The organism is Enterocloster citroniae, from assembly GCF_040545455.1.
Lineage (GTDB): Bacteria > Bacillota > Clostridia > Lachnospirales > Lachnospiraceae > Enterocloster > Enterocloster citroniae.
The window spans coordinates 379,592-406,530 of sequence record NZ_JBEPLZ010000004.1; the positions used below are offsets into that span (position 1 = coordinate 379,592).

At 52.2% G+C, this 26,939-nt stretch carries 25 protein-coding genes; 2 read left to right on the plus strand and 23 right to left on the minus strand.

All coding sequences use genetic code 11. The features are described 5' to 3' along the window. Positions 1–72: 72 nt before the first annotated feature. The 5 genes from miaB to ABID13_RS07715 all read right to left on the minus strand — a co-directional run bounded on the left by miaB (position 73) and on the right by ABID13_RS07715 (position 7,212). Entirely contained in the window at positions 73–1,566 is a 1,494-nt protein-coding gene (miaB, locus tag ABID13_RS07695) for a tRNA (N6-isopentenyl adenosine(37)-C2)-methylthiotransferase MiaB (RefSeq protein ID WP_007864191.1), read from the minus strand. Between the two features lie 158 nt (positions 1,567–1,724). Further along, the gene (locus ABID13_RS07700; RefSeq protein WP_048930521.1) at positions 1,725–3,968 is read right to left on the minus strand and encodes a glycoside hydrolase family 2 protein; all 2,244 of its coding nucleotides are present in this window, start codon (positions 3,966–3,968) and stop codon (positions 1,725–1,727) included. Positions 3,969–4,001: 33 nt separating this feature from the next. Next, positions 4,002–4,835 carry a carbohydrate ABC transporter permease gene (locus ABID13_RS07705; protein ID WP_007864189.1) on the minus strand — a complete coding sequence of 278 codons (834 nt, stop codon included), beginning with the start codon at positions 4,833–4,835 and terminating at the stop codon, positions 4,002–4,004. A gap of 1 nt (position 4,836) precedes the next feature. Continuing rightward, positions 4,837–5,769, minus strand: coding sequence for a carbohydrate ABC transporter permease (locus ABID13_RS07710; protein ID WP_007864187.1), 933 nt, complete (start codon positions 5,767–5,769; stop codon positions 4,837–4,839). Between the two features lie 99 nt (positions 5,770–5,868). After that, positions 5,869–7,212 carry an extracellular solute-binding protein gene (locus tag ABID13_RS07715; protein ID WP_048930522.1) on the minus strand — a complete coding sequence of 448 codons (1,344 nt, stop codon included), beginning with the start codon at positions 7,210–7,212 and terminating at the stop codon, positions 5,869–5,871. 379 nt (positions 7,213–7,591) lie between these two features. Here ABID13_RS07715 and ABID13_RS07720 point away from each other — a divergent pair, with 379 nt between their 5' ends. Continuing rightward, complete coding sequence (locus ABID13_RS07720) at positions 7,592–8,452, plus strand: PocR ligand-binding domain-containing protein (RefSeq protein ID WP_048930523.1); 861 nt, start codon at positions 7,592–7,594, stop codon at positions 8,450–8,452. A gap of 5 nt (positions 8,453–8,457) precedes the next feature. Here the strand turns inward: ABID13_RS07720 and ABID13_RS07725 are convergent, their stop codons facing one another. The 17 genes from ABID13_RS07725 to ABID13_RS07805 form a co-directional block, all read right to left on the minus strand. Next, a complete protein-coding gene (locus tag ABID13_RS07725; RefSeq protein ID WP_083424634.1) occupies positions 8,458–9,741 on the minus strand; it encodes a DNA polymerase Y family protein in 1,284 nt (427 codons plus the stop codon). A gap of 46 nt (positions 9,742–9,787) precedes the next feature. Further along, the gene (locus ABID13_RS07730; RefSeq protein ID WP_007864179.1) at positions 9,788–10,057 is read right to left on the minus strand and encodes a hypothetical protein; all 270 of its coding nucleotides are present in this window, start codon (positions 10,055–10,057) and stop codon (positions 9,788–9,790) included. Between the two features lie 176 nt (positions 10,058–10,233). Continuing rightward, positions 10,234–10,896 (minus strand): Crp/Fnr family transcriptional regulator, encoded by a 663-nt coding sequence (locus tag ABID13_RS07735; protein ID WP_007864178.1) that lies wholly within the window; start codon positions 10,894–10,896, stop codon positions 10,234–10,236. 22 nt (positions 10,897–10,918) lie between these two features. Further along, entirely contained in the window at positions 10,919–11,698 is a 780-nt protein-coding gene (gene yaaA / locus ABID13_RS07740; RefSeq protein WP_007864175.1) for a peroxide stress protein YaaA, read from the minus strand. An 8-nt stretch (positions 11,699–11,706) separates the two neighbouring features. Then, positions 11,707–12,309 carry a signal peptidase I gene (gene lepB / locus ABID13_RS07745; protein ID WP_045093866.1) on the minus strand — a complete coding sequence of 201 codons (603 nt, stop codon included), beginning with the start codon at positions 12,307–12,309 and terminating at the stop codon, positions 11,707–11,709. 32 nt (positions 12,310–12,341) lie between these two features. Further along, positions 12,342–13,583 (minus strand): glutamate-5-semialdehyde dehydrogenase, encoded by a 1,242-nt coding sequence (locus ABID13_RS07750; RefSeq protein ID WP_007864169.1) that lies wholly within the window; start codon positions 13,581–13,583, stop codon positions 12,342–12,344. Positions 13,584–13,626: 43 nt separating this feature from the next. After that, the gene (locus tag ABID13_RS07755) at positions 13,627–13,848 is read right to left on the minus strand and encodes a DUF896 domain-containing protein (RefSeq protein WP_007864167.1); all 222 of its coding nucleotides are present in this window, start codon (positions 13,846–13,848) and stop codon (positions 13,627–13,629) included. 13 nt (positions 13,849–13,861) lie between these two features. Further along, positions 13,862–14,725: a glutamate 5-kinase gene (gene proB / locus ABID13_RS07760; RefSeq protein ID WP_007864165.1), complete on the minus strand. Its 864-nt coding sequence runs from the start codon at positions 14,723–14,725 to the stop codon at positions 13,862–13,864. Between the two features lie 69 nt (positions 14,726–14,794). Then, the gene (locus tag ABID13_RS07765) at positions 14,795–16,411 is read right to left on the minus strand and encodes an NAD(P)/FAD-dependent oxidoreductase (RefSeq protein WP_007864163.1); all 1,617 of its coding nucleotides are present in this window, start codon (positions 16,409–16,411) and stop codon (positions 14,795–14,797) included. After that, positions 16,408–17,652 carry a BaiN/RdsA family NAD(P)/FAD-dependent oxidoreductase gene (locus ABID13_RS07770; protein ID WP_007864161.1) on the minus strand — a complete coding sequence of 415 codons (1,245 nt, stop codon included), beginning with the start codon at positions 17,650–17,652 and terminating at the stop codon, positions 16,408–16,410. The genes ABID13_RS07765 and ABID13_RS07770 overlap by 4 nt, the downstream gene beginning before the upstream one ends. Positions 17,653–17,696: 44 nt before the next feature. Beyond that, a complete protein-coding gene (locus ABID13_RS07775) occupies positions 17,697–18,095 on the minus strand; it encodes a hypothetical protein (protein ID WP_007864151.1) in 399 nt (132 codons plus the stop codon). A 107-nt stretch (positions 18,096–18,202) separates the two neighbouring features. Next, positions 18,203–19,903, minus strand: coding sequence for a putative polysaccharide biosynthesis protein (locus ABID13_RS07780; RefSeq protein WP_007864149.1), 1,701 nt, complete (start codon positions 19,901–19,903; stop codon positions 18,203–18,205). Positions 19,904–19,912: 9 nt separating this feature from the next. Then, positions 19,913–21,070, minus strand: a complete 1,158-nt coding sequence (locus ABID13_RS07785; protein ID WP_007864147.1) for a DUF3048 domain-containing protein — start codon at positions 21,068–21,070, stop codon at positions 19,913–19,915. After that, complete coding sequence (gene ybeY, locus ABID13_RS07790; RefSeq protein WP_007864146.1) at positions 21,067–21,564, minus strand: rRNA maturation RNase YbeY; 498 nt, start codon at positions 21,562–21,564, stop codon at positions 21,067–21,069. Before ybeY ends, ABID13_RS07785 begins: the two co-directional genes overlap by 4 nt. Positions 21,565–21,681: 117 nt before the next feature. Next, on the minus strand, positions 21,682–22,743 hold the full coding sequence (locus ABID13_RS07795) for a PhoH family protein (protein ID WP_007864144.1): 1,062 nt from the start codon (positions 22,741–22,743) through the stop codon (positions 21,682–21,684). A gap of 6 nt (positions 22,744–22,749) precedes the next feature. After that, on the minus strand, positions 22,750–23,988 hold the full coding sequence (locus ABID13_RS07800; RefSeq protein WP_007864142.1) for a sporulation protein YqfD: 1,239 nt from the start codon (positions 23,986–23,988) through the stop codon (positions 22,750–22,752). 43 nt (positions 23,989–24,031) lie between these two features. Then, positions 24,032–24,301: a YabP/YqfC family sporulation protein gene (locus tag ABID13_RS07805; protein ID WP_007864139.1), complete on the minus strand. Its 270-nt coding sequence runs from the start codon at positions 24,299–24,301 to the stop codon at positions 24,032–24,034. Between the two features lie 143 nt (positions 24,302–24,444). Here ABID13_RS07805 and ABID13_RS07810 point away from each other — a divergent pair, with 143 nt between their 5' ends. Beyond that, complete coding sequence (locus ABID13_RS07810) at positions 24,445–25,353, plus strand: DUF4397 domain-containing protein (RefSeq protein WP_007864138.1); 909 nt, start codon at positions 24,445–24,447, stop codon at positions 25,351–25,353. Between the two features lie 91 nt (positions 25,354–25,444). Here the strand turns inward: ABID13_RS07810 and ABID13_RS07815 are convergent, their stop codons facing one another. Next, positions 25,445–26,842 (minus strand): amidohydrolase, encoded by a 1,398-nt coding sequence (locus ABID13_RS07815; protein WP_048930525.1) that lies wholly within the window; start codon positions 26,840–26,842, stop codon positions 25,445–25,447. Between the last annotated feature and the right edge of the window lie 97 nt (positions 26,843–26,939).

A 26,939-nucleotide genomic window follows, 5' to 3' on the forward strand; every position in this document is an offset into this window, starting at 1 on the left:
ATAATTGTGACTGTACCAAAATTATGTCCTCTCTTCTCTCGTATCGTTGGATGCAGGTTGACGGTGTATCACCTACATTCTTTTTCCCATGTAATAAAATCCTTTGCTCTCTTCCAGATATACGGGTACCAGCTGTCCTATGAGGGACGAGTCCCCGGGGAAATGCACCACCGTGTTGTTGGACAGCCGTCCTGTGACCAGATCCGGGGAGTGGTCATTGACCTCCTCCACCAGCACCTCCTGCACGGTATGGACATCCCTGCTGCACATCCTGGCGGAAATATCCTGCACCTCCTTAAGCAGGCGGTCAAAGCGGTCTTTAATCTCCTCATGGGGGATCTGATCCTCCATGGACGCTGCCGGGGTTCCGGTCCGTTTGGAGTAGATAAAGGTAAATGCGCTGTCAAACTCCACCCGGCGCACCACATCCAGGGTTTCCTGGAAATCCTCCTCCGTCTCTCCCGGGAACCCCACTATGATATCTGTTGTCAGGGAAATGCCTGGAACCGCTTTCTTGATCCGGCCGGCCAGTTCAACAAACTGCTCCTTTGTGTAGACACGGTTCATTTTCTTAAGGATCCTGCTGCTTCCCGACTGCAAAGGCAGGTGCAGATGGCGGCAGATCTTATCCGACTGCGCCATGACCTGGATCAGCTCCTCTGACAGGTCCTTGGGATGGGAGGTCATGAATCGGATCCTGCGGATGCCCTCGATCTGCTCCACTTCCCTTAAAAGCTGTGCAAATGTCATGGGCGTGTCCAGATTCTTGCCGTAGGAGTTTACATTCTGTCCCAAAAGCATGACTTCCACCACGCCCTCGGAAGCCATTTTACTGATCTCCTTTACGATCTCCTCCGGCTTCCTGCTGCGTTCCCGCCCCCGAACATAGGGAACAATGCAGTAGCTGCAGAAATTATTGCAGCCAAACATGATATTGACGCCGGATTTAAAAGGATATTTTCGCTCCACCGGCAGATCCTCCACGATCTGGTCCGTGTCCTCCCACACATCCACAACCATTTGGTGCTTGTGGGCTTTGCCGGAGCCTCCCCTCCGGCTCTCATCTTCCTTTTTGCGGCTGTCCAGACAGACGGACACCAGCTCTGCCAGCTTAAATATATTGTGGGTTCCAAAGATCAGGTCCACGTAGCGGTAGCTCTTCTTTATCTTGTCCACCACTTCCTTTTCCTGCATCATGCAGCCGCACAGGGCGATCATCATCTGGGGATGTTTTTTCTTGTAGGCTCCCAGCTGTCCCAGACGCCCGTAGACCCGCAGGTTTGCATTTTCACGCACCGTACATGTATTGTAGAGGACAAAATCAGCCTCCTCCGATTCCACGGCCTTGTACCCTATGGTTTCCAGGATCCCCAAAAGCTTCTCCGAATCCCTGGCATTCATCTGGCACCCAAAGGTGTTGATGCAGCAGGTCAGGGGCCGTCCCAGACGGTCCGAAAGCTCTCCCACCTGTGATCTGGCCCGTTCCATAAAGTACTGCTGGCGTTCCGGCTCCATGTCCGGGGGCATTATGTCTTTGTCTTTTATTGTAGTTCTGGATTCTTCCATCAATCTGCTCCTCACTGTTTCTTCCTGTATACATATGGAAAACAGCCGTTTTCCATATGGTGTAACACGCAAGCAGGCTGGACCGCATGGTCCAGCCAATTATAATTATTAACAGTATGAATTTTATATTAAAATACCATAGAAGTCAATCCGGGTTTTTAAAAGCTTTTCTCATCTTCCCGTTCCAGCCGTATGGTCACGGTCTGATCATCGATCTCCGGCCTGGGGGTATGGATATGGATGCAGGCTGTTCCCTGCGTCCCGCCGGCACGGGTCCGGACCCAGAAAGCCGCGCATCCTCCCAGGGACGGGATCAGGGGCGGACCGATCAGCTCAATGTCACCTTCCACAGACACACTGACCACCTGGGGATGATGATACAGCCGGTTTCCGTACTCATCCGCAAAAGTGCAGACCACCCGGGTCTCATCCACCTGGTCGTTATAGAGGACCGCGTCATCCACCTCGACCATCAGCCTGGCCAGCCTTGGGTTGTCGGAGTACCGTCTCTCCGCCACTGCCTCATCTCCCACATAGCCCACGATCCTGGCCCCGGTCCATCTGTGCTGCCAGAACTCGCCGTTCTCAGTCACCAGCACCGGAGGATGGGCAAGGCCCGGAAATTTAACACTGGGATAATAGGTCCTTGTTATATCATTGGACAGGGTTACCTCAATATAGTCGCAGTTTGTCAGCACATAAAAGGGGACCGGCTCACAGCGCTCTCCCCTTCCCACCATGGAACAGGGAACCAGGACCGCCTCCTCCTTGGGGGATTTCTGGCTTGCATACAGCCATGCCGCCCACTTGGGCACGCGGAACATATCCAGTACCCCATGGTAACAGATCTTATTAAGGGAATTGTGGTCATTATGGGTGTTGTAGTCAAACATACACCACCCAAGACCTCCCAGGTATTGGTCTGAAGTCATGATCTTGCTCATGGCCCTTGCATGGCGGATTGCAAACTCTTCCTGCCGTTCTTCCGAGTCAAAGGGCTTAGTGGGAAGGACCGCCCCCGTATGCTCGCTCACCAGATAAGGCACCCGTTTTGTACTGCCCGTGGCCTGGTGGGCGCTCAGCAGCATATGCTCTCCCTGGTCGTCCTCGCTGTAATCATTATAACTGTATATATCCTCGATCAAATGGCTGCCTGTTTCCCAGCGCACCCCGGTGGTCGGCCTGGAAGGGTCCATGGCCTTGCAGCGCCGGTTGGTCTCCCGGTACAGCTCGTCATGATCCGTTGTCTCGTTCAGACGCGTCCCCCATATCACAATGCCGGGATGGTTATAGTGTCCCAGCACCATATTTTCCAGATCCTGGAATACCACCTTTTTAAATTCCTCGTCACCCACATAGCCCCAGCCGGGAATTTCCTCAAAAACCATAAGCCCCAATTCATCGCACCGGTCCAGGAAATACCTGGACTGCATATAGTGGGAACAGCGCACCATGTTAAGGCCCATGAATTTTTTCAGCAGCCAGGCATCCTTTTCCTGGGCCCGCCTTCCCATGGCATATCCCACATAGGGATAAGACTGGTGGCGGTTCAGCCCCATCAGCTTGATCCGTTCTCCGTTCAGGTAAAATCCATCCGGCTCCACACGGATGGTCCGAAATCCGATCCGCGCCCGGAATCCGTCCACCTGCCGTCCATCCTCATCCTGTAATGTAACACTGGCCTCATAAAGCTGCGGGTCATCCGGCTGCCACAGCTTTACCGTCCCCACATCACCGGGTTCCAGTAAAATGCTTCCGTTATCCAGCGCAGCCCATATCCGCTGCCGCTTTTCCCACACCAGGGTTCCGTCCTTACGGAGGGACGCCACGGCCCACAGTTCCCGCTCATGGCCATGGCTTTTGATCAGAAGCTCCGGTTCCATCACCGCATGGTCATGATCCAGGGTGTAGCGGAATAATACCTGCTTCAGATATGTTTCCTCCTGGATATACAGGGTAACATCCCTGTATATCCCGCCGTAGATCAGGAAATCCACAGTGGAACCATTGGGCGGTATATCCTCTCTCTCATGGGAGTCCACCCGAAGGACCATCCTGTTCTCCCCCGGTTTTACATACTCCGTAATATCAAACAGCGCCATGGAGTACGCCCCCTTATGGCTGCCCGCCCTGCGTCCATTGATATATAGATCGTAGCAGGCGGAGACTCCCTCAAATGAAACCAGGGCGCGTTTTCCCTCCAGCCCCGGAAGGCTGAAGCTGCGGATATATGTGGATATCATGCAGGTCATGGTCTGATCAAAACAGTCATAGGGAATCTCCTTCACCGTATGGGGTACATTGACCAGCTGGCCTTCTTCATCCTTACCGCCTGTTATGTATTCTTCCTTAAAACCCTTTTTGAATCTCCATCCCAGGTTTAAATTGCAGTATTTCTGCATTCTATCTTCCCTCACTTTACATTTTATAAACTGCTATGATTTAATTGCCCCCGCCGTGATATCCGCCGTAAACTGCCGGCTGAACAGCAGGAATATGATAAACAGCGGCAGGGTGGCCAGAAGCACGCCGCACATGACCATACCGTAATCCGTACTGTTGTAAGCTCCCTGCAGCTGTGCCAGGGCCACCTGAAGAGTATTTCTGCTGGAATCATTGGTCACGATCAGCGGCCACAGGTAATCGTTCCAGCTGTCCATGAATATATAGATACATAAGAACGCGCAGCCCGGTATCATAATGGGCAGCCCCACGTGCAGGAACAGGCCAAAGGTGCCGCACCCATCGATCCTGGCGGAGTTGATCAGGTCATCATGTATGGACCCGGTACAGTACTGGTTCATCCAGAAGATGCCGAATGCCGGGATCAGTCCGGGAAGGATCAGCGCCTTAAAGGTGGAGAGCCAGCCCAGCTTGTTCATGATGATCAGCTGTGGGATCAGGTTGAGCTGGGGCGGTATCATCATGGTCACCAGACACAGTGCAAATAAAAATCTCCTTCCGGGAAATTGAAACTTTGCAAAATAAAAGGATGCCAGGGAACAGAAAAACACGCCTCCCACGGTCTTGCATACGGCCACAACAAATGTGTTGAACATGGCCCTTCCAAACTGGATGGAATTTAAAAGATTCGTCATATTGGTCATGAACTGCCCGCCAAAGACCATGACCGGAGGAAACCGCATGAATGCCGCGGAACTGTTGGTGGCCATGACCGCCAGCCAGTAAAAGGGGAACAGGGATATGACGGCTCCCAGGCCGATGAATCCGTATAAAAGAATGCCGGATACCACTTTATTCATTTTCATGTTAATCCACCTCCCGCCTGGTAATCATCCAGTTGATCAGGGAACAGAAGCCGATGATCACAACCAGAGCCCAGGAAATAGCTGAACCGTAGCCAAACTGACGGTTGCCGAATGCCTGGTTGTACAGGTAAAGGACCACGGTCATACCGCTCTTGCCGATCCCTCCCGCCGTGCCCACTAACATCTGGGCTTCCGCAAACAGCTGCCATCCTCCAATGGTGGAGGTGATCACCACAAACTGGATCACCGGATTCAGCAGCGGCACCGTGATATACCGGAAGATCTGGAAGGTGGATGCCCCGTCCAGGCTGGCAGCCTCATACAGAGAGCTGGGTATCTTCTGCAGTCCGGCCAGCAGGATAATGGCGTTATAGCCGGTCCACCTCCATATGACAATGGCCGCAATGGCCACGTGCACGCCCCAGGTCAGGGACATCCACTGCACCGGGTCAAATCCCAGGCGGCTGATCAAAAAGTTCAGGATTCCATATTTATTGCCGAATATGTTGGCGAATACAATGGCGATCGCCACCGTTGAGGTGATGTTGGGAAGGTAGTATACGGTACGGAAAAAATTCTTTCCCTTTAAAAACGCGCCGTTCAGCAAAAAGGCCAGGACAACAGCCAGGATGACCATGGGAATGGTGGACAGCACCCATATGATCAGCGTATTTTTAATGGACAGCAGGAAGGTGCTGTCCTGTAAAAGATGCTGGAAATAAAAAAGTCCTACAAACTTTTTCTCTCCCACTCCTCCCCATTTGTGGAATGAAAGAAAAAAAGAATAGAAAATAGGAAAGATCCAGAATATTGCATAGATCAAAAAGAAAGGGCTGATCAGCAGGTATATCATCCTGTTTTTATAGATGTCGTGGAGTAATCCCCGTACCCTGTCCCCGGGCGGGCCTCCCTGTGGTTTCTTCCTTTTTTTCATTGATTGTTTTCCTCCATGGCCTGCCCGTTTGCAGGTCAGCTTATAACCTGGGGCAAAACCCAATAATGGGCCACTTTAAAAGCGGCCCATACCAGCAGTTTATTTCATGTATTCCAGATCGTAAATCTCCTTTGCCTCTTTTACCGCATCTGCCAATGCCTCTTCAGGATCCTTATCCTGGTCCTGGACCAGTAAAAGCTGCTGCTCAAAGGCGGACTGGTAGGAACTGTAATTCGGAGGATAATAATAGTCGCTGATCTCCTTGGCGGCCTTAATAAAGTACTCATTTACCACCTGATTCCCGAAAAACTCCTCCTCATACATCAGGGCCGGATCATCCAGGGCCGAGATCAGGGACGGGAACAGACCCAGCTGTTCCAGGGATTTCACCTGATTCTCCGTGTTGGTCATCCAGGTCAGAACCTTGTATGCTGTTTCCACATTTTTACAATCTTTTGTAATCCCAATGGAGGAACCGCCTACATTTCCGGCTCCTCCCGGCGCGGTGGTCACTCTCCACTGGCCTGCCGTATCCGGCGCCGCGTCCTGGAGCTCCGGTTTCATCCACACGGCTCCCACAAATGCAGCCACGTCCCCGTTGTTCAGGGATGCCGCCCACTCGGAGGACCACTCGGTGTCACCGCCGTACACATACGGCTTTCCTTCCACCGCTGTCATGAACGCCTCCCTGATATGATCCTGGTCGGCTATGAAATTCCCCTGTTCATCGATCATGTGCTGAGACTGCTGTCCCAATGCAGCCACAAACAGATGGCCCATGAAATCAAACATCTTCACATCCGGAGTTGCCGCCTGCAGCTTCTCGGCTGCCGCATATGCATCCTCCCAGGTGGACATGGCGGCCGCCACATCAGCCGGCTCCGTGGGAAGCCCTGCCGCCTCAAACAGGCCGGCGTTATAGAACATGCAGGTGGGGCCGATATCCATGGGAAGGGCGATCAGCTTTCCGTCAACAGTCTCTGCACGTTTCCATTTCCACTCCACATACTGGTCTTCAATTTCCTTTGCATTGCAGGGGGCGTCATAAAGGTTCACAAACATATCCGGATACTGGAGAAGATTGGCGATCCAGTCATCCATTGGAAGCAGGTCCGGCAGTTCCCCGCCGCTTGCAATGGTGGTGTTGATCTTCTCCTCTATATCATCGGCAGAGAACAGCTCCGCCTTGATGGTAACTCCCGGGAACTGCTCCGATACCTGCGCGATCAGATCTTCCCTTATGCTGTTCTTCCAATACCACATGGTCAGTACTACTTCATCTGATCCACTCTCTGTTCCTTCCGGCACTGCCTGGGATGCCGTCTCCTTTCCAGAATCCGCGCTGCCTGCCGGATCCGCACTGTTTCCTGAACCGGAGCATCCGGCCAGTGAAGACATCACCATGGCTGCGGCCAAAAGGGCTGCCATTGATCTTTTTAACATAATATCCCATCCTCCTTTGTTGTAAACTAAAAACAAAAACACTCAATATTGTAGCAATTTATAACGGCATCTGCAAATCGTAAATTCAGGCTGAGGATAAATACATTAAAAATAGTAATTTATTTCTGTCAAAGGTGCCCGTTCCTGTCCCATGTGGGAAATAAATTTATATATTTATTTTTTCGCAGTGGGTAGACACATAAATTTCCCAAAATAAATTACCATTTATAATACTGGAAAAGTGTCTTTTCCGCGTTATATTTCATATTTTCCCCTTTATTCTTCCATTTATGATGAGCAAAAAAATTTACTATTTTTTCGCACTTTCATGTGGTACAATAATTAGAATTAATATTGGCATCTCAGGAGGGGGATTTTCGTGCAGGCATGTAAGGTCCATATCAATACCGCAAAAATGGTTTCTATTTTAAATCCAATATCCAAACTATTAAAAACACCTGTGCTTTTTTATGCAACAGAATCCAAACAGTGGTTTGGAGCCTCGAAACGAAACCTTCCCTTCTGCTACATGATGGAGCGCAGCCCTGTGACCAACGCGTTCTGTACCCATTGCGACCAGCAGGCCGATGAACAATGCGCCCGGCAGAAGAATGCATATGCGTACCACTGCCATGCCGGTCTGATCGAGGTCGCATGTCCGGTATACATTGACAACACCTATGTGGGATTTCTGATCATTGGGCAGTTTCGCACCAAAAAGGCCGGGCTGGAAAAGGAATATGCCAGAAAGCTGGCTTTGTTATGTGAAGCAGAGCCGGATACCCTTTATAAAAAATATTATTCCCAGCCTCTCATCGGAGCCGAAGCAGTGGATGGGATAAAGCTGATCGCCGGAATGATCCGCAGCCGTCTTCTGGAGGAAAAGGTCTTTTCCCTGGAATACCACGAAGTCATCAAAAAGGTGGAAAACTATATTAACCAGAACATCTGCTCTCCTCTTCCCCTAAAGGGCATTGCCCAGCATGTTTTTATGAGCTCCGCTTACTTAAGCACCACCTACAAAAATGTGACAGGTAAAAATATCACGGACTATATCCAGGAGCGCCGCGTATCCGCGGCCTGCTTTCTGATCCGCACCACCTCAAAATCCATTTCAAAAGTGGCACAGGAAACCGGATTTTCCGATGCCAATTATTTTACCAAGGTTTTTAAGAAAAAAACGGGAATGACGCCCAGGGAATACCGTCAGCGGTGGAAAGACGGGGATATTGAAGAGTAGGGACCTTACATATCACAGGACCGTAATGCCTTTGTCATTCCGGTCCTCTTTGCCTTGTCGATCCCGCCCCCCATGTGTGGCAGAGCCTGGTTTAAGAACGCGGCCCGCATAACGGAGTCCTCCCCGTATCTTTCCCTGATCTCGTCAATGGCAGCGTCCAGCCTGGAATATTTCTCATAGCTGTTCATGTCAAACATATTGTACTGATATCCGCTGTGGCGGGTGACCCGGCTGGTGTGCACCCCCATCTGGCGGATGGGTGAACGGTTCCACAAGCTGTCAAATACCCGGCAGGCCGCACGGTAGATCTCAAGGGTGGTGTCCGTGGCTGAGATCAGGGTGGTCTGCCGGGAACAGTGGATAAAATCCCGGTCAGTGATGGATATGGCCACACAGGCCGCCTTCATCCCATCCGCCCTCAGCCTGGCGCACACGGTCTCGGTCAGTGAAAGAATGACCTGACGGGCGGCGGCTGCATCCGTCACATCCGAGGGAACGGTCATGGAGTTGCCGTACCCCTTGTTTTCCGGAAGTTCTTTGAGAAAAGGTGAGGTGTCCCGTCCATTGGCATAATTCCAGATAAATTCCCCGTGTTTTTTTAAATGCCGGATGATCAGCTCCGGGTCGGAGACAGCCAGCTCCCCAATAGTCCTGATCCCCAGGCTTATCAGCTTTTGTCTGGTGGCCCGTCCCACCCAGAACAAATCGCCGATGGGCAGGGGCCACATCTTTTTCTGTATCTCCTCCCGGAACAGGGTGTGCACCCTGTCGGGTTTTTGAAATTCCGATGCCATCTTAGCCAGCAGCTTATGGTCGGACACCCCGATATTGACCGTAAAACCCAGGGTGTTTCGGATCTCCTCCCGGAGCTGGTGCGCGAAAACCACTGGATTCCCCCACAGGGGCATGGTTCCCTTCATAAGGCAGAATGCCTCATCAATGCTGTATTGGTGCACATAAGGGGAATACTGTCTCAGAAGCCTGATCAGGGCCTTGGAACATTCCACATACAGTTCATAATCAGGGGGCAGGATCACCAGCTCCGGACACTTGCGCCTTGCCTCATAAAGGGATTCCCCTGTACTGACTCCGTACTTTTTAGCAGGTCCTGATTTTGCCAGCACAATCCCATGCCTCTCCTTTTCATTCCCTCCGATCGCGGAGGGAATGGTACGAAGATCCAGGCCGCTTCCTTTGATATGGATCTCGTGGGCCGCAGTCCAGCTGAGGAACGCACTGTTCACATCCACATGATACCATATTTCTTCTATCTCTCCTTCTGTTTTCATCCTTTCCTCCGTTTAAAACTCGTGTACTCTCGGACTCTCCCGGTTCCTATGTCAGGGTCTGGAAAAATGACCACTTGTGGGTGGATACCCGGTATCTCAGCTCAATGAGCTTTCTCTGGCCTTCAGCCGCCGCCCAGCAGATAAAGCTGATATAGTCCATACCACAGTACTTTTCCTCCCTGGAGGATACCACCTCCTCAATCTTAACTGTGATGATCCCATGTTCTTCATTCTCATACCGGAACCACAACGGCGTCATATCCCCCAGGGTACTGCAGGCCCCAAACAGCTGTATGGGTATGTTCAATGCAGCCACCGCTCTCACCTCCTGTTGTTTTTAATATATAAGAACATATGTTCTTTTTCAAGTGGTAATTCCTGGTATTTACAAATTGGATAAAAAGCGGACAAAAAACCGGCTGCACTGAACGGGAACGTCCAGGCCTCCGGCATGTTTACATCTTAACGTATAGGAAAATGGATCCGCGCCGGTCATTCCCGGCAGTGGATCGTAAACTGGTTTTTCTCATAATCGATCAGTCCGCACCGCTTCATCCTGGACAGTTCACCGGACAGGGCGCTTCTGTCCACGGAAAGATAATCTGCCATCTGCTGTCTGTTAAAGGGCACAGTGACCCTGTGGCTGCCCTGCTTTGCCGCCTCCTGGGACAGGTACACCAGGACCCTCTCCCTTAAGGATTTGGGGGTTATGATATCCATCTTCCTGGTGAGCATCAGGTTCTTGCGGGCCAGCACATACATCAGGCTGCGGATCAGGCGGGTGTGGAAATCACAGGCAGAAGGACAGGTGGTCAGGATCCTGTTCACATCCATGAACAGCACTTTGGCAGGCTCCGAAGCCTGTACATCCACCATCAGCGCCTCTCCTTTAAGACATGCATAGGTCTCGGCAAAGATCTGCCCCTGGCTGATGTTCTCAATGATCTTGCGGTTCCCCCATACATCATCTTTTATGATGTTCACAGAACCCTCCATCACAACTCCCAGCCGGCCTGTGATATCCCCTGCCCTGTATATATACGCGTCCTTTTGAAAGCTTTTTTCCTCGGCCGAAAGACATTTCAGCACACTCTCTATCTCCCTGTCCTTAATCCCCTGAAACAGAGGAGTTGCCGATAAAATATGAACGTTCATCCTTTTCTCCCATCCGGATTCCTTACTGCTTCAGGAACACGTATTCCCGTTCTCCTGAAAGCATTTCGCTGCAGCGGTATCCCAGCCGGTCAAATGCCTTGACCCCATCCGGCTCCTCAACTGCGTTCTCCGCCATGAACCGGACCATCTCCCCGCGGGCCATCTTGGCTTCCGTGGCCTTTACCTTTACTTTGGCATTTCCCTGTTTATCATGCTCCAGGCTTCCAAACACGCAGGTGATGTATGTAATATCCGGCGTCAGATAGGGTTCTATGGCCTTGCTGTACTCTTTGGATGCAAGGTTTATAATGGTCCTGTCCTCTTTTACCAGTTCTCTGTACAGCAGGTCTCCCCAGTATTCATACAGACTGGTAATCCCTTTCTGTCCCTCCTCCTTTGGCGAAAGCATTACCTTTGCCTGCATCTCCAGGCGGTAGGGCACGATTCCGTCCAGAGGGCGCAGGATTCCGTAAAAGCCGGAAAGGATCCGCAGATGGGACTGCACATAATCCCAGCTCTTTTGCTCAAATACCCCGGGAGCCATATACTGGTACTGGATCCCCTCATAGGACAATAGGGCCGGAGTAAGGCGGCTGGTAAGGTCCATGTTCCTGAACCGCTCGTAGTTAAGGGCAGCAATCCTTTCATTGCACGCCCACATGTTCCTGGCCTCCTCACGGCTCAGATTTCTTACGTATTCTTTTAATATTTCTGCCTTTGAAAGAAAACAGGGAAGACCTGCTGAGTCCAGCTCATCCTCCCTGACATTCATCTTCTTGGCAGGTGATATGATGATATTCATCCTGTCGTCTACTCCACTTTTCCGATTTTTGGATAATAGCAGAACAATACCTTTGCCATTATGTCTTTCTTTGGTACAAACTGGTTTTTCCAGAACCTGGCATCCAGGGAATTGTTCCTGTTGTCCCCCATCATAAAATAACAGCCCTCCGGCACCGTGTAAGGACCATAGGATCCCTCCATCGGCTCTGGCAGGTACGGTTCATCCAGGGGGGTCTGGGAATCGTTGATGTACACCTTGCCGTCCACAACATTTACCGTCTCTCCCGGCAGCCCGATGACGCGTTTTACATAGTAGACCTCCCTGTTGTCCGGAAACTTAAAGATCACCACGTCCCCCCGTTCCGGCTCACTGTTAATATACGCCAGCCTGGAACCGATCACGCGGCTGTGGGACATGATGGTATTCTCCATGGAACCGGTGGGAACCCGGCTGTTGGCAATGATGACATTGTTGAGGAACAGGGCGATCACCACGGCTGCCACAATGATCTGGATCCAGCTGATGATCTCCTTTTTCCAGCTAAAGGGTTCTTCCTCCGGCTGTCTGCGGCTCCTCCCCTTTTTTTCCCTCTTGTTTTCTTCCGTCTCCTCTATCTCGTCTATGGGCATACAATTTCCTCTTTTCTATGGTTTTACCTGAATCAGCGGATCTGACCGTCTCCGTAAATAATATACTTGGTGGTGGTCAGTTCCTTTAACCCCATAGGGCCTCTGGCGTGAAGCTTCTGCGTACTGATGCCGATCTCGGCGCCAAAGCCAAACTCATTGCCGTCCGTAAAACGTGTGGACGCATTGACATACACCGCCGCGGCATCCACCTCATTTAAAAATTTCTGGGCATTAAAATAATCAGAGGTCACAATGGACTCGGAATGGCCTGTGTTATACGTATTGATATGGCTGATGGCCTCATCCACGGAATCCACGATTTTAAGGGACAGGATATAATCCAGGTACTCCCTTCCCCAATCCTCCTCCGTGGCGGGAACAAAGCCGGGGACCATGGCGCAGGCATCCTCATCCCCGCGGATCTCCACCTTTTTTTCATCCAGGCGTTTCTTCAGCATGGGCAGGAATCTCTCTGCAATCTTTCTGTGGACCAGAAGGGATTCACAGGCATTGCACACACCGATCCTCTGGGTCTTGGCATTAAATATGATATCCAGGGCCATCTGGAGATCAGCAGTCTCATCCACATACACATGGCAGTTTCCTGTTCCGGTCTCTATCACCGGGATGGTGCTGTTCTCCACCACAGCGCGTATAAGCCCCGCGCCGCCCCTTGGTATGAGCACATCAATATAGCGGTTCAGGCGCATCAGTTCCTTTGTTGTCTCACGGCTGGTATCCTCGATCAGCTGCAGGGAATCCTCGGGAAGCCCCACCCGTGAAAGCCCGGTCCGCAAGGCCTCCACAATGGCCCGGTTGGATGAAAGGGCATCACTGCCGCCTTTTAATATGACCGCATTGCCCGATTTAAAGCAAAGGCCAAAGGCATCCGCTGTCACGTTGGGACGGGCCTCGTAGATCATTCCGATCACGCCAAGGGGGACCCGCTTCTGCCCGATCTGCAGTCCGTTGGGGCGCAGCTTCATGGAAAGCACCTCTCCCACCGGGTCATCCAGGGATGCCACCTGCAAAAGGCCGTCAGCCATGGCCTGGACCCTTGCAGGGGTCAGCCTCAGACGGTCTAAAAGCCCCTGGTTCATCCCACCGGCTTCCGCCTTGTCGCAATCCTCCTTGTTGGCTGTGAGGATCTCCTCCTCGTTATCCAAAAGGGCCCTGGCCGCTTCCTCCAGGCCCATGTTCTTTTCCCTGGAGCCCAGGGTATTGAGTATTCTTGATACATCTTTGGCGCGCTTGCCCATGTCAGTTAACGTCATTATAATCTCCTCTCCCTCCTACGGCTGAGCCGGACTTCTGCCTTCAGACTTCCTTAATGCCTCCGTGCTTCTTTCCCAGGTCCGTGACGGAGCCGTCTTCCTCCTGTATGGATATATTGTTCAGATTGCTCCTTAAGCTGCCGCGGATAGCGGCAATGTATTCCCTGCGCAGCCTTGCCTGTTCTTCCTTCTCTTCCTCAGTCAGGCCGGTTGCCTGGGATTTATGGTACAGTTCATTGATACGGTCGATTCTTGACACATCCATGTGGGTCACCTCCCTAATATTCGTTATTCAGGTAATGCATCAGGTCAAAGTCCAGATTGGGGTGTGCCAGGAACAGGGTTCCCTTGGCCTGGCCTGCCATGATCTCCAGGATCACTTCCACCCGGTCCCCATTGGCAATGACCATATCCGCCCCGCTGTCCGTGGCGATCCTGGCCGCCGCCAGTTTGGCGGACATGCCTCCTGTTCCCACATCGCTTCCGGATGTAGCTTTGCCCATGCCCAGAAATTCCGGGGTGATCTCCGGCACCAGGCTTATGAATCTGGCATCCGGGTTGCTTCTGGGGTCGTCTGAGTACAGGCCGTCAATATCGGACAAAAGGATCAGAAGATCCGCCCCGATCAGAGCGGCCACAATGGCGGACAGACGGTCGTTATCTCCAAAACTGTCCACATAGGGGATTTCCGAGGTGGACACCGTATCATTTTCATTGACAATGGGAATGGCTCCCAGGTTCAGAAGTTCATCAAAGGTATTCTGGGCATTGTACCTGGACGAATCGTTGACCATGGTATCCTTTGTGAGAAGCACCTGGGCGGCTGTCTGGTTGTACTCCGCAAACAGCTTCTGGTAAACCATCATAAGTCTGGCCTGCCCCACTGCTGCAAATGCCTGCTTTTCAGCCAGCGAATCCGGCCTCCTGTGATGGCCCAGGGCCTGCCTGCCGGCCGCAATGGCCCCTGAGGATACAAGGACCACGTCCCTTCCCTCTCCCCGCAGGTCGCTGATCACCCTGATCAGCTTTTCTATCTTCATAAGGTTCAATTCCCCTGTCTGCGGGTGGGTCAGGGAGGAAGAACCGATTTTGATCACAACCCTCTGCTTATCCTTAAGGCTCTGACGTTCCTGGATTTCCATGGTATACTCCTTTAAATTTCTCAAGTGATTCTTGTTTATCTTACACCAATTTACAGGTCACGTCAATTTCTATGTTTCAAAGGGACGGTATCTGCGGATGATTTCCTCTGCCGTGCGGATACCGTCCATGGCAGCCGAGGTGATACCTCCCGCATACCCGGCCCCCTCACCGCAGGGAAAGATCCCTTTTACAGCGCTCTCCAGGTTCTCATCCCTTGGCATACGCACCGGGGAGGAGGTACGGCTTTCAATGCCTGCCAATATGGCGTCCGGCCGGTCAAAGCCCTTGATCATATGGCCGAAAGCCTCCATTGCCTCCAACAGGGACCGGGAGATATATGAGGGCAGCATTTCCCTCAGATTGGCAAAAGCATACTCTCCCTTAAAGGCCGGCATGACCTGTCCAAAGGCTGCGGATATCCTGTCCTCCTTAAAGTCACCGTAAAGCTGTACGGGGATACTGCCCTTTCCAAGCCGGAAGGCGGCTTCCTCCAGGCTGCGCTGGAATTCGATTCCCCCAAGGGCCGGACACCTGGTATGAGGAAAATCCTCAGGGGTTACGGTTACGATCAGGGCGCTGTTGGCATTTTCCCCCGCCCTGTCATGGTAACTCATTCCATTGACCGCAAGACGGCCCTGTTCAGAGGAGGCATTAACCACATAACCGCCCGGGCACATGCAAAAGGAGTATACCCCCCTGCCGCCTGAAGTCTGCCTGGTCACCTTGTAGCTTGCCGGTCCCAGCTCCCGGCACTCCTTTGCAGCATACTGGCTCATATTGATCAGGGTCTGCGGATGCTGTACGCGCAGGCCCACGGCAAATGCCTTGGCCTCCATGGGGATTCCCCTGTCCCACAGCACCTCAAAGGTATCCCTGGCGCTGTGGCCAATGGCCGTCACCAGGACCCGGGTATGGATCCTCTCCGCCCCGTTGACCACCACAGCCTTCAGACGCCCTTCCTCCACCACAAAGTCTGTGGCTCTGCTGAGAAAGCGCACCTGGCCCCCCAGCTGTTGGATCTCACGGCGCATGGCCTTTACGATCCGGCTCAGCACATCCGTACCGATATGGGGCTTATTCACATACAATATGGAGGGATCCGCGCCAAATTCCACCAGGATCTGCAGTACGGCCCGGTTGCGTCCAAAGGAATCCTTTACCAGGGTATTCAGCTTCCCATCAGAGAAGGTTCCTGCCCCTCCCTCCCCAAACTGCACATTGGAGTCCGGGTGCAGTTCACCGCCCTCCCAGAATCCGGCCACCCGCTTTGTCCTGGTATCCACATCCTCCCCCCGCTCCAGCAGGACGGGGCAATATCCTTGTCTTGCCAGCATCAGGCCGCAGAACAGGCCTGCTGGCCCGGTTCCTATGATAACGGGAGGATGCTCCAGTTCTGCGGTTCCGTGCCCGGGAAGATGATAGCATATGGTTTCCTGAACCGACACATCCCTGCTTCTCAGCCTTTGGACCAGCTTTTCCTCCTTTTTTCCGGATATCTGCCTTACCCTTACATCCACCACATAGCTGTAGAGGATGTCCGGTTTTTTTCTGGCATCAATTGACTGCTTTATGATATTAAATGTATCGATCTCCTCTGCTTTCACTCCCAGGATTCTGGATATTTTTTCGATCATATCCTTCCTGTCATGCCCCAAAGGCAGCTTTAACTGGTTTATGCGGATCATGTCCTGTTCCTCCCATCTGTGTTGGATGCGTTCCTTCCCGCAATCACCCCGCTGGACCAGGCAAACTGCAGGTTATAGCCGCCGCATATGCCATCCACATCCAGCAGTTCCCCTGCCAGGTAAAGATTTTTCCTGATCCTTGACTCCATGGTCAGGGCATTGACCTCTTTGACATCCACTCCGCCGCAGCAGATCTGGGCATTGGCAAAGGGATTCACGGACATGATAATGGCCTCATAGGACTTCAGCTGCTGCACCAGATGTTTCAGCTGCCCCGGGGACAGTCCGCCCGCTTTCCGGCAGGGATCTATGCCCGCCAGACGTATCAGCACCAGGGCCAGCTTTTTATTCAGAAGCCCTGTAAACATCTCCTCTGCGGTCTTGTATTCCATGCGGGCCGCCCGCTTTTTCAAAAGGCCAAAGGCATCCCCGTCTTTCCAGGAAGGCATAAAATCCACCTTCACAATAACCTTCCTTCCCTGGTCCAGGGCCCTGGAAGCAAACCGGCTGATCTGGAAAATGGGAATGCCGGACAGGCCGTAGTCCGTGAGCTGCAGTTCTCCCCTGTCCTCTGCCAGCAGCTTTCCGTCAGAGAACAGGCTTACCTTGGCCTCTGTGCGGATGCCCGCCATCTGCCTGTACATGGTTCCCTGGCACCTGAGCTGTACCAGGGCAGGAAGGGGTTTGATCACGCTGTGTCCCAGCTTTTTTGCCAGTTCATAGCCGCTTCCGTCCGAACCGGTTGCAGGCGCGGCCTTGGAACCCGTGGCCAGGATCAGGGCATCTGCCTCCAGCACCCCCTGGCTGGTGTTAACCCGATATGTATGACCTGCAGATTCTATTCCCTTTACCTCACAGGAAAGAAGCACACGGACCCCAAGGTGGTCCACCTCCTGGCGCAGTACGTCCAATACCGCCGAAGCCTGGTCCGAGTTGGGATAAATATACCCGTTCCTGTCCTTTGGCTCAATACCCAGATCCCTGAAAAATCCAAGGGTCTCCTTTACAGGGAACCCCTGGATCACCTTCATTGGAAAGCTCTTATCGTTACTTCTGTAGCATTCCGGCTCCATGTACAGGTTGGTCATGTTACACCGTCCATTGCCTGTGGACAGGATCTTCTTTCCCACCCGGTCCATATGCTCCACGATCGTCACCTGGGCGCCGCACCTGGCAGCCGACACCGCGGCCGCCAGCCCGGCGGCCCCGCCGCCTATGATCACTACCTGTTGTTTTCTCATCTATGTCAGACTCCTTACCCTCAAAAAATATATTCAAGTACGCCCTAACTTGTATACGACTCCAGATAATGGTACACATCCATCATGGAGGGGAACCATATTCCTTCCATCAGCTTGGCCCGTTCCATTTCCGGAAAATCCGTGACCGGAATATGGGTGTAAAGGCAGATGGTGCTTCTGTCACTGCAAAACACCAGCAGGAAACCGGACTCGGATACCAGATAGTATTCCTCTGCCGGGGACGTACTCTCCAGTATGGGTTTTATCTCCTCCTGGTTCATGGCAGCCTTGTCATCCATGTCATTGACCGTCTCTGTCTCAATCACTGTATTGGGGACCGCCTGCTCCTGCCTCATATTGTATCTGGTGATCCCATACCCAACCACAAGGCATACGATGGATGTTGCGGCAAACAAAAGAAAGCAGTATAGTATTTTTTTCATCGGACTAACCTCCTAACGTATTCCGGCGCGTTAAGGTTAGTATCTGCTTTCTATGCTATTTTAATCATGTTTTCACAAATTTTCCCTCTGATGTCAGGGAAGCGCCGTCATCCGGCCAGCAGATGCGTCTTTCTCAAAAGCCTTACAAGCCTCCTGCCTCCCGGCATGGCCATCAGTTCCTCCTCATCCACGGCCTTCAGGCGCACCAGCAGCAGGGCGTATACCACAATGGCCACTGCCACGGAAGGGAGTACCACAGCTGCCATCCCAAGCCTTCCCTTCATCATGGAAGGCGGAAGCATGCCGTACACCAGCCTGTACACCCCATATGCGGCCGCACCCATGATAAGGGAACACAGGGTGGGCAGCAGGATGGTTTTCTTATATTCCTGTCTGTATCTCACATACTTTGCAATGGCATGTCCGTTTAGCAGACACATTACAAATGCAAAGATGATATTTGCAAATACCACGCTGTAAATCCCCATTTTCAGTACCAGAAGAAACACTTCCAGCACGGCCACATGGACCACAAGAGCGGCCACTGCATGGCGGATGGGCACATCCAGGCGGCCCAGGCCCTGAAGGATGGCATTGGTCACCGTGGACAGGGAGTAGAATACCACAGCCAGGGAGCCGACCATGGAAAGTCGGATCAGCATAGTATTGTCCTCGCTGATAAACAACAGGTTGCAGACAGGTTTTGCCAGCACCGTGATACCCACCGCAGCCGGAATGGCGATGAGAAGGGAGAAACGGATCGCGGTTGCAATGCGCTCCAGTTTTTCCTTTCTGTTCCGGTTGGCCACAGCCCTGGTCAAAGACGGGATCAGGGATGAGGACAATGCATTTGACACTGCCACGGGAATGTTAAAAAGCAGCTGGTACTGCCCCAGCACACCCCAGTAGGTGGCAATGGAATCTTCCAGATATCCAAGCTTATACATCCCCTGGCCGAACAGATAGTTGTCCACCACATTGGAGCAGTTGTAGATCCCGCTGCTGACCACAATGGGAAGGACCGTGATGGTCAGGATATGGACCAGGTGTCCGTAGCTCTCCGTCCTGCCCGACACATCCTTCCTGGCCAGGCGCCGCATCTTTTGTCCCCTGGAACATGTGAGGATCATAAAATAAACCAGGGCCGTGAGGGCGCCCGCCCCCGTGCCAATGGTTCCTCCCGCCGCGCCCAGGGCATAGGCATAATCCTTTGCCCCCTGGGCCGCATTCATGGATACGCCTACATTAAACAAAATCCCGGCAGCCACCACGCTGACAATGGCATTGATGATCTGTTCCAGTATCTGGGAGACAGCCGTGGGCACCATGGTACCTGTTCCCTGGAAATATCCCCTGAGCACGCCCAGGTAAGCCATGACCCATATGGTGGGGGCCAGGGTCTTAAGAGCATACCTGCTAAAGGGGGTGCGGATCAGGTCCGCGAACAGGTCTGCTCCAAACCAGAGCACGGCGGCCGCCACACCGCCCACCACGGTGGCATAAATAAGAGCCGCTTTTAAAATGCGGCTGCAGTTTCTGTATTCTCCCCTGGCAATGCGGGCCGCTATCATCTTTGACACTGCCACGGGCATACTGTAGGAGGATAATATTAACAGGATATTATACACGTTAAATGCCGATGTATAATATCCATTTCCCTGTTTTCCTATAATATCATTGAGGGGCATCCGGTACAGCATGCCTATGATGCGTACCAGGATGCCTGCCATTGCAAGGATGCTGCCCTGTATCACAAAATTGGCAGCCTTCTGTTTTCCGGTTCTCTTCTTAGCTGTGCGTACATTCATATCTCTTTGTTATGCGCCCTCATTTCCAATTATTTCCGACTTGGCAAAATCCTTGGTGGAGATGATGCAGACCCATGTCTGCCCCTGGTTTAACACGATCTCATTGTGCTCCTGGTCATAGTAATGAGTGACCCCAAACTCCCCATCCTTTTCCCAGCTGATGGGGATGGCCTTGCCCTCTGTCATAAAATACCCGCAGTCAGAGGTATGTACATTGATATTCAGATACTCGGTGGTGGCATAATAGCCGGACTGGCAATACTGGAAGATCACATTCTTAGCCGTAATCGGCCCTTCATCCCCCTGGTGCACGCCCCCGTACTGGTACCGGTGATATAGCCCGTCAGAGGGTTCATATACAAAATACGCCTGGTTCATCACATATCCCGGCTTTATCGTCACCGCATCCATGACCCCGGGACGTTCCTCCAGGGACACACCTTTCCCATCCCTGGCAAACCGGTAATGCCCCTGGTAGGACGGATCGTAATCCTGGGTATAGCCCAGCTTCCGGATGGAAGCCTGGATACGTTCCCCGCTTGTGTAGGCGTTATGGGGCTGTTTCTTGTCCCTGCTCCTGTAAAATGCCGTGCCTCCGATGGCCTCCAGGCCATTAATATTATCCACATTGCTCAGATATGGCTTCGCAAAGGTGCTCTGCCCGTAGTGGACATAGACCGCATCAAACTCCCTGGCAAAATAGGTGTAATAGGTGCGGCAGCTGCGCACGGAACCAATGCGCTCCAGATCGTCATAATCCTCGATCAGAGACATATAGCGGTTCATGGTGCCTTCCACCGGCGCCTCATAGACCACGCCGGCGCGGTTGATGCCGTACTGGGGTCTGGCCTCCTTGTCATTGCTCATCATTACAGCGGCCGGACGCCGGACGCCCTGGGAGGCAGGCACCATCTCTCCCGTCAGATAACTGCGTATCATGCCGTCTTTTTCCACCCGTTCCTCAGGCAGATAGTAGTCATAGGGACTGTCATCCGCCACGGGTTCGGTTTCCGAATGGATGAAGATCTCTGGCTCAGCTTCCGTGGTCACGGCAGGAGGTTCCGGTACGGACTCAGCTGTAACATCCACACTTGCCTCCTTTGCGCACCCGGCCATAAGACCGGCCGCCGCCACAACCGCCGCTATCCATCTGAGCCTTTTTCTCATCTTGTGTACCCCCTGGTTTCCAGTATTTTCTTCTGTCTTTCCTCCATCTGCTCCCGTTCCCCGTCCTCCATGTGGTCATAACCGCAAAGATGCAGCATGCTGTGGGCCACCAGGAACGCAAGCTCACGGGTCTGGGAATGGCCATACTTGTCCGCCTGTTCCTCTACCTTGTCCACGGAAATAACAATATCCCCCAGTATCAGTTCCCCTGTCTCAGGATTAAAATAATCCTCCACCGCATCCTCCACATGGTCAAAATCCGATGGAACTTTATAGTCCACCATGGGAAATGAAAGCACGTCCGTGGGCGCGTCTATACAGCGGTGTTCACGGTTGATCTCCTGGATGGCGTCATTGTCCGTGAGGATCACGTTCACCTCAGCCTCATAAGGGCATTCCTCATAGTCCAGCGATGCCAGCACAATGTCGTTAATGATCTCCTCATAGGGAAGATCCAGCTTTTTCTCAGCTTCATATTCAATGGATATTGTCATCAGTAGCTTCTCCTTGACTTCCCCGGTCCATCCGGCCAGGGGCTTTCCTTTTTACCGTTCCCGGTATATTCTTTTACCGTTCCCGGTGCATTCTCCTACCGTTTCCGGTACATTCTTTTACCGTTCCCGGTACATTCCCGCGCCGGGCCGGCGTCCGCGCTTTTCACTCCCCGAACCCTTTTGCTCATTCCTTGGCTCGTTCCTCTGTTCATTCCTCTGCTCGTTCTTCTGCTCATAGGCATCGTATGCCTGTACGATCTTCTGGACCAGGGGATGACGCACCACATCAGAACTGGTGAGATAGCAGAATCCGATATCATCAATTTTCTTTAACACCTTTAAGGCCGTATCCAGGCCGGAGACCGCGCCGGAGGGAAGGTCCTTCTGGGTCCGGTCTCCGGTGACAATGACCTTGGAGCCAAAACCGATCCTTGTAAGGAACATCTTCATCTGGGCCGGTGTGGTGTTCTGGGCCTCATCCAGGATAATATAGGCATTATCCAGTGTCCTTCCTCTCATATATGCCAGGGGGGCCACCTCGATCAGCCCCTTCTCCGAGTTGTGCAGATACGCCTCCGCCCCCATGATCTGATACAGGGCATCGTACAAAGGCCGCAGATATGGATCGATCTTGCTCTGCAGGTCGCCCGGAAGAAAGCCCAGCTTCTCCCCGGCCTCAATGGCGGGGCGCGTAAGGATAATCCGTCCCACCTCCCCGTTCTTAAATGCCTGGATCGCCATGGCCATGGCCAGATAGGTCTTGCCCGTACCGGCCGGTCCGATGCCGAACACGATCATCTTCTTACGGATGGAATCCACATAATTCTTCTGTCCCAGGGTCTTTGGCTTTACCGGCTTACCCGTAATAGTCCTGCAGATGATATCCTTATCGATCTCCAGGATCTGCCCGTCTTTCTCCGTAAAAGAAAGGGACAGGGCATAATCCACGTTCTGCTCCGTAATGGTGTTGCCCCTTCTGGACAGCTCGATCAAATTGTTAAATACGCTTTTGGCCTGCCCTATGGTCTGTTCAGGCCCTATGATCTTAATCTCTCCGTCCCTGGCGATCATGGTCACATGCAGGGTACGTTCTATTTTCTTTAAGTAGGTGTCAAACTGCCCGCATACATTCTTCTCATGCTCAGCGGGGATGTCAATCATCGTCTCAATTACACTCATCTAGGCTTATCTTGTCTCCTCCGGTTCACTATTAGGTTCTTCCATGCGTTCTGCGGCAGGCTGTGTTTTGACAATGGATTCCTGGGTCACCAGTTCACCTTTTATCCTGCACTGAGAAACACTTGTTTCTATTCTATCATTATTTTCAAGAATTTGTACCCCTTTTTCCTCTAAATTTTTGACAAACTGGTAATTTATGGCTTTGGATATATGCTCCAGCTCTTCCCGGGTATAATTTCTCTCATAGGCGGACATCTCGCGCCCCTTGATATCTCCTATGTAAAGGGGCAGGTAAAAATTAGAAAACAACTTCAGCTGCTGCTCCTCCATGGCGTAATCCCACTCCCCCTGTCCCCTTACAGGCATCAGGAAGGTAAATGACCATTTCCCCGCCTTTACATACCATCCCCGGCGTTTGCGGCCTGTCTGCACCCGTTCCTTGTGAAGCAGCGGAATGGTCTTTTCATACTCCCTGGTGGTCCTGGCCACCACATCCGCGTCCGCGTGGACCATGTATGCATTGATCTCCTCCTCACTGTCGCCAATGATCGGTACACGTCCGCTGACCAGTACCTGTCCCTCCTCCACCTCATCCCCCACGGAGACTTGTGCGATCCCCTGGCGGACTACCATGGATGTAATGGTCCCTGCCTGGGACGCCACAATGTCACAGGGCGTCTCGTCCTTTTCCGGCACAATGGACAGTACTTCATTTTCCTTAATATGGATCAGCAGCCTTGTACCGGATACCCTGGCGCTTACCCAGGTGATCTCAGGAAAACTGGTGCGGATGGAGCTTTCAAGGTTTTCACAGTTGATCTTAGACTTTAGCATCCCGTAGTCGATATCCTGGGAATCCAGGTACCGGATCAGGGTGTCATAGGTGTACCGGTAATTCCCGTCAAACTGAATATCCCATATGAACAGGGACATGACATACAGTACCAGGAAAAAGGCACCGATACCGGCGGCATAATACCAGCGTTTCCTGTATTTATAAATAAAAAAAGGAACACCGAAGCGGCCGATGATACGCAGCCTGACCTGCGCTTTGCGCACCAGAGGCTTTACGCGGCGGTACCCTTTCACTGTCATATAAAATTCATAGTCCCCGTCCCGGTTGCATATAAGCCCCCACACTTCCAGCCTCCTGGCATTGCACAGGTTGAGGAAACGTTCCGGTGAATAACCGTGAAGACGGAGTCTTACATATCCGTTCCAGTTATGTAACAGCCAAACAATCAAGCGGGCCCCCTCCTTGTTATAAACACTTGGGCATTCCGCCCATTTATGTTTCAAATTCCAGCGATGTGATCTGACCGGTTATCTTCATCTCCTCTGCCGTATAATAATCAATCCTCAAACGGCTTCCGTGAATCAGGACCTTGCAGTTTTTTGCCTGCAGTTTTACCAGAGTATCTGTATAAATAAGGATGCTCCTGTAATTTTCCACGTTCACCTCGCCGCGGCCCACAAAGTTCACAAGCACGTCTCCCAGGACCACATCCCGGGGAAGCCCCAGTGCAGACACAGCTGTTTTCTTTGGTTCCCATGACATACATCCCACGCTCCTGATACACTGGTTCTTTTTATTATATGCATAAACTGGTGAAAAATGCAGTTCCCTTTTTTCAAAAAACACTCACATTTGTACCATCACCTGAATAGACTATACTGAATCAATGAATCAGCGAGGTCTTTATGAATAACCAACCCTATCATACAGACAGAGTGAATGAGTATCCGGATGCTGTTTTAAACGCTGCTGAAACAAGCGAGGCAGACATCCCCATTACTCCTCTTCCCAATCCAGGCGAAGGCGGCCCTGTGGACAGCGGCAATGGTACTGATAACGGCGGCATCCCTGTGATCCCCCTTCCAAACCCGGGTGAAGGCGGTCCTGTGGACAGCGGCAACCGGCCCTTCCCGCCTATTTTCCGTCCTGTATTCCCAGGAGGCACAGGCGGGTCCGTAACCGTGATCCCAGGCATAACCTTCCCATGCTTTAACTGTACGGCCACCAGCTTTGGCCGTGTGCGCTTCCTCAATGCCTCCACCGGATATCAGCCATTTTATGTGTATCTGGGCAACTGGATGGTGGCCAGCGGACTGGCTAACGGCGATATCACCAGCTATGTGCAGTCTGCATCCGGAACACAGACCGTAACTGTTTCCGGCGCCAACGGGTATGTGTACATCCAGAAATCCATTCAGGTGAGCGCATCCTCCTCCATGACCATTGCCATCATCAACACGGCCAGCGGACTGGACATCATGGAAATCTCCGACATTTCCTGCAATGCTCCTTCGGGAAACAGCTGCCTGCGTACCTGCAACCTGTCACAGAACCTGGGGCCCTTTGATGTGTCCATCGGGAACCAGAACAATTCCTACACTGCCTTCACCAACGTGCGGTACCGGGAGGTCACGCCCTATACCAGTTTTTACCCGGGATGGTATCAGCTCTACATTGCCAGAACCGGTGCGTTCCCTTCTACCTATGTAGCCACCGCCACTGCCAACATGAGCGCCAATATGTCCTACACACTGTATATCTTCAATGCGCCCAATGCAACCGAAGGCCTGAGGACCATGGTGGTCTCCAACTAAAGAGGAAAAAGGACCGGATGCGACTGACCCAGTCACATTACCGGTCCTTCTCTGTCTTTTTCAGAACAGGTTATCATTAGAACAAGTTATTTCAAAACAGGTTGTGGAATGCCTCACAAGGTTCTCTCAGCACTTTGTCACAGATCCTTTCCCCCTCTTTCGCCAGCCCTCTTTCATCCACGTTCACAAGCCTTCCATTTTCATAGACCACCCTGCCGTTTACCATGGTCATGTAAACATTGCCGGTCAGACCCACCCTGCCTATGATGTTGCGCGGGTCGTGGACAGCCCCTGCCAGTTCCAGCGTCCCAGCGTCAATCATAAACAGATCCGCGGCTTTGCCCTCTTCCAGGGAACCGATGTCCTCCCTGCCAAGGGTTCTGGCGCCGTTAACCGTGGCCTGCTTAAGGATCTCATAGGCGGAAACACCGCCGCCCCGCTCTTTGCTGTGGTAACACTGCATCATGTAGGCTGTGCGGATGGAGTCCAGGAGGTTGCTGCTGTCATTGGTGGCCGAACCATCACAGCCCAGGCTTAGAAGGACGCCGTAATCCATCAGTTTTTTCATTTCAAGGATGGGGAAACCTCCCAGGATGGCGGGGGATGGACAGTGTGAAATGCCGCAGCCATTGGCACCCAGCACCTTGTACTCCTCATCCGTCAGCTCCCAGCAGTGGGCAAACCAGGTGTTCTCACCCAGAAAGCCGATCCGCCTGCACCAGTCAAGTGTGCGCATTCCCCAGCGCTTTTCCATGATGTCATTTTCCCCTTCCCCCAGGTGGGTGTGAAGCCTTGCCCCGGTCTCCTTTGCCAGTTTGACCGATTGGATAAATGTGTCCTCGTAGCAGTTCACGGGCTGGCATGGTGCGATGACGATCTGTTTCATGGAAAATGGCTCCGGATCATGGTATGTGTGGATCAGGCGCCTTGTGTCCTGTATAAATTCCCCGGTGGTTTCCCTCATATCATCAGGTATGGTACTCCCCTGGCTTCTTGGAAGCGTATTGGTCCCCCTGCCCGCGTGATAGCGAATGCCGATCCGGGAGGCCGCCTCCATCTGGCGGTCCACTGCTTCCTTCTTTGTGTGTACCGTAAAGCAGTACTGATGGTCAAAGGCCGTGGTGCATCCATGTTTTACAAGGTCTGCCATTGCGGTCAGGGATGAATAATAGATCACATCCGAGTCAATCCTCTGAAAAATCCGGTATATCTTGTCCAGCCACTCCACCACCAGCATATTGGGGTAATCAATGGTTGCCAGATTCCTGACAAAGGTCTGGAAAAAATGGTGATGGGTGTTGACCAGGCCGGGATACACAAACTTATCCTTCCCGTCCAGGATTTTTGCGTCATCGCACCGGATGCCGTATCCGATCTCCAGGATCTTTTCCCCTTCAATAAGCATGTCTGCGTTCCGGTAAACATCATCCCTGCCATTACAGCATACGATCGCAGCCGCATTTTTGATCAGTATCTTATTTTCTGCCATAATTCCTCCTACTACAATATATTTATGGTTAATATCCCTTACATCCAGTAAGGAATTATCCATCTTGTTGCTTAAGCTGTTAGAATGTAAGAGCAAT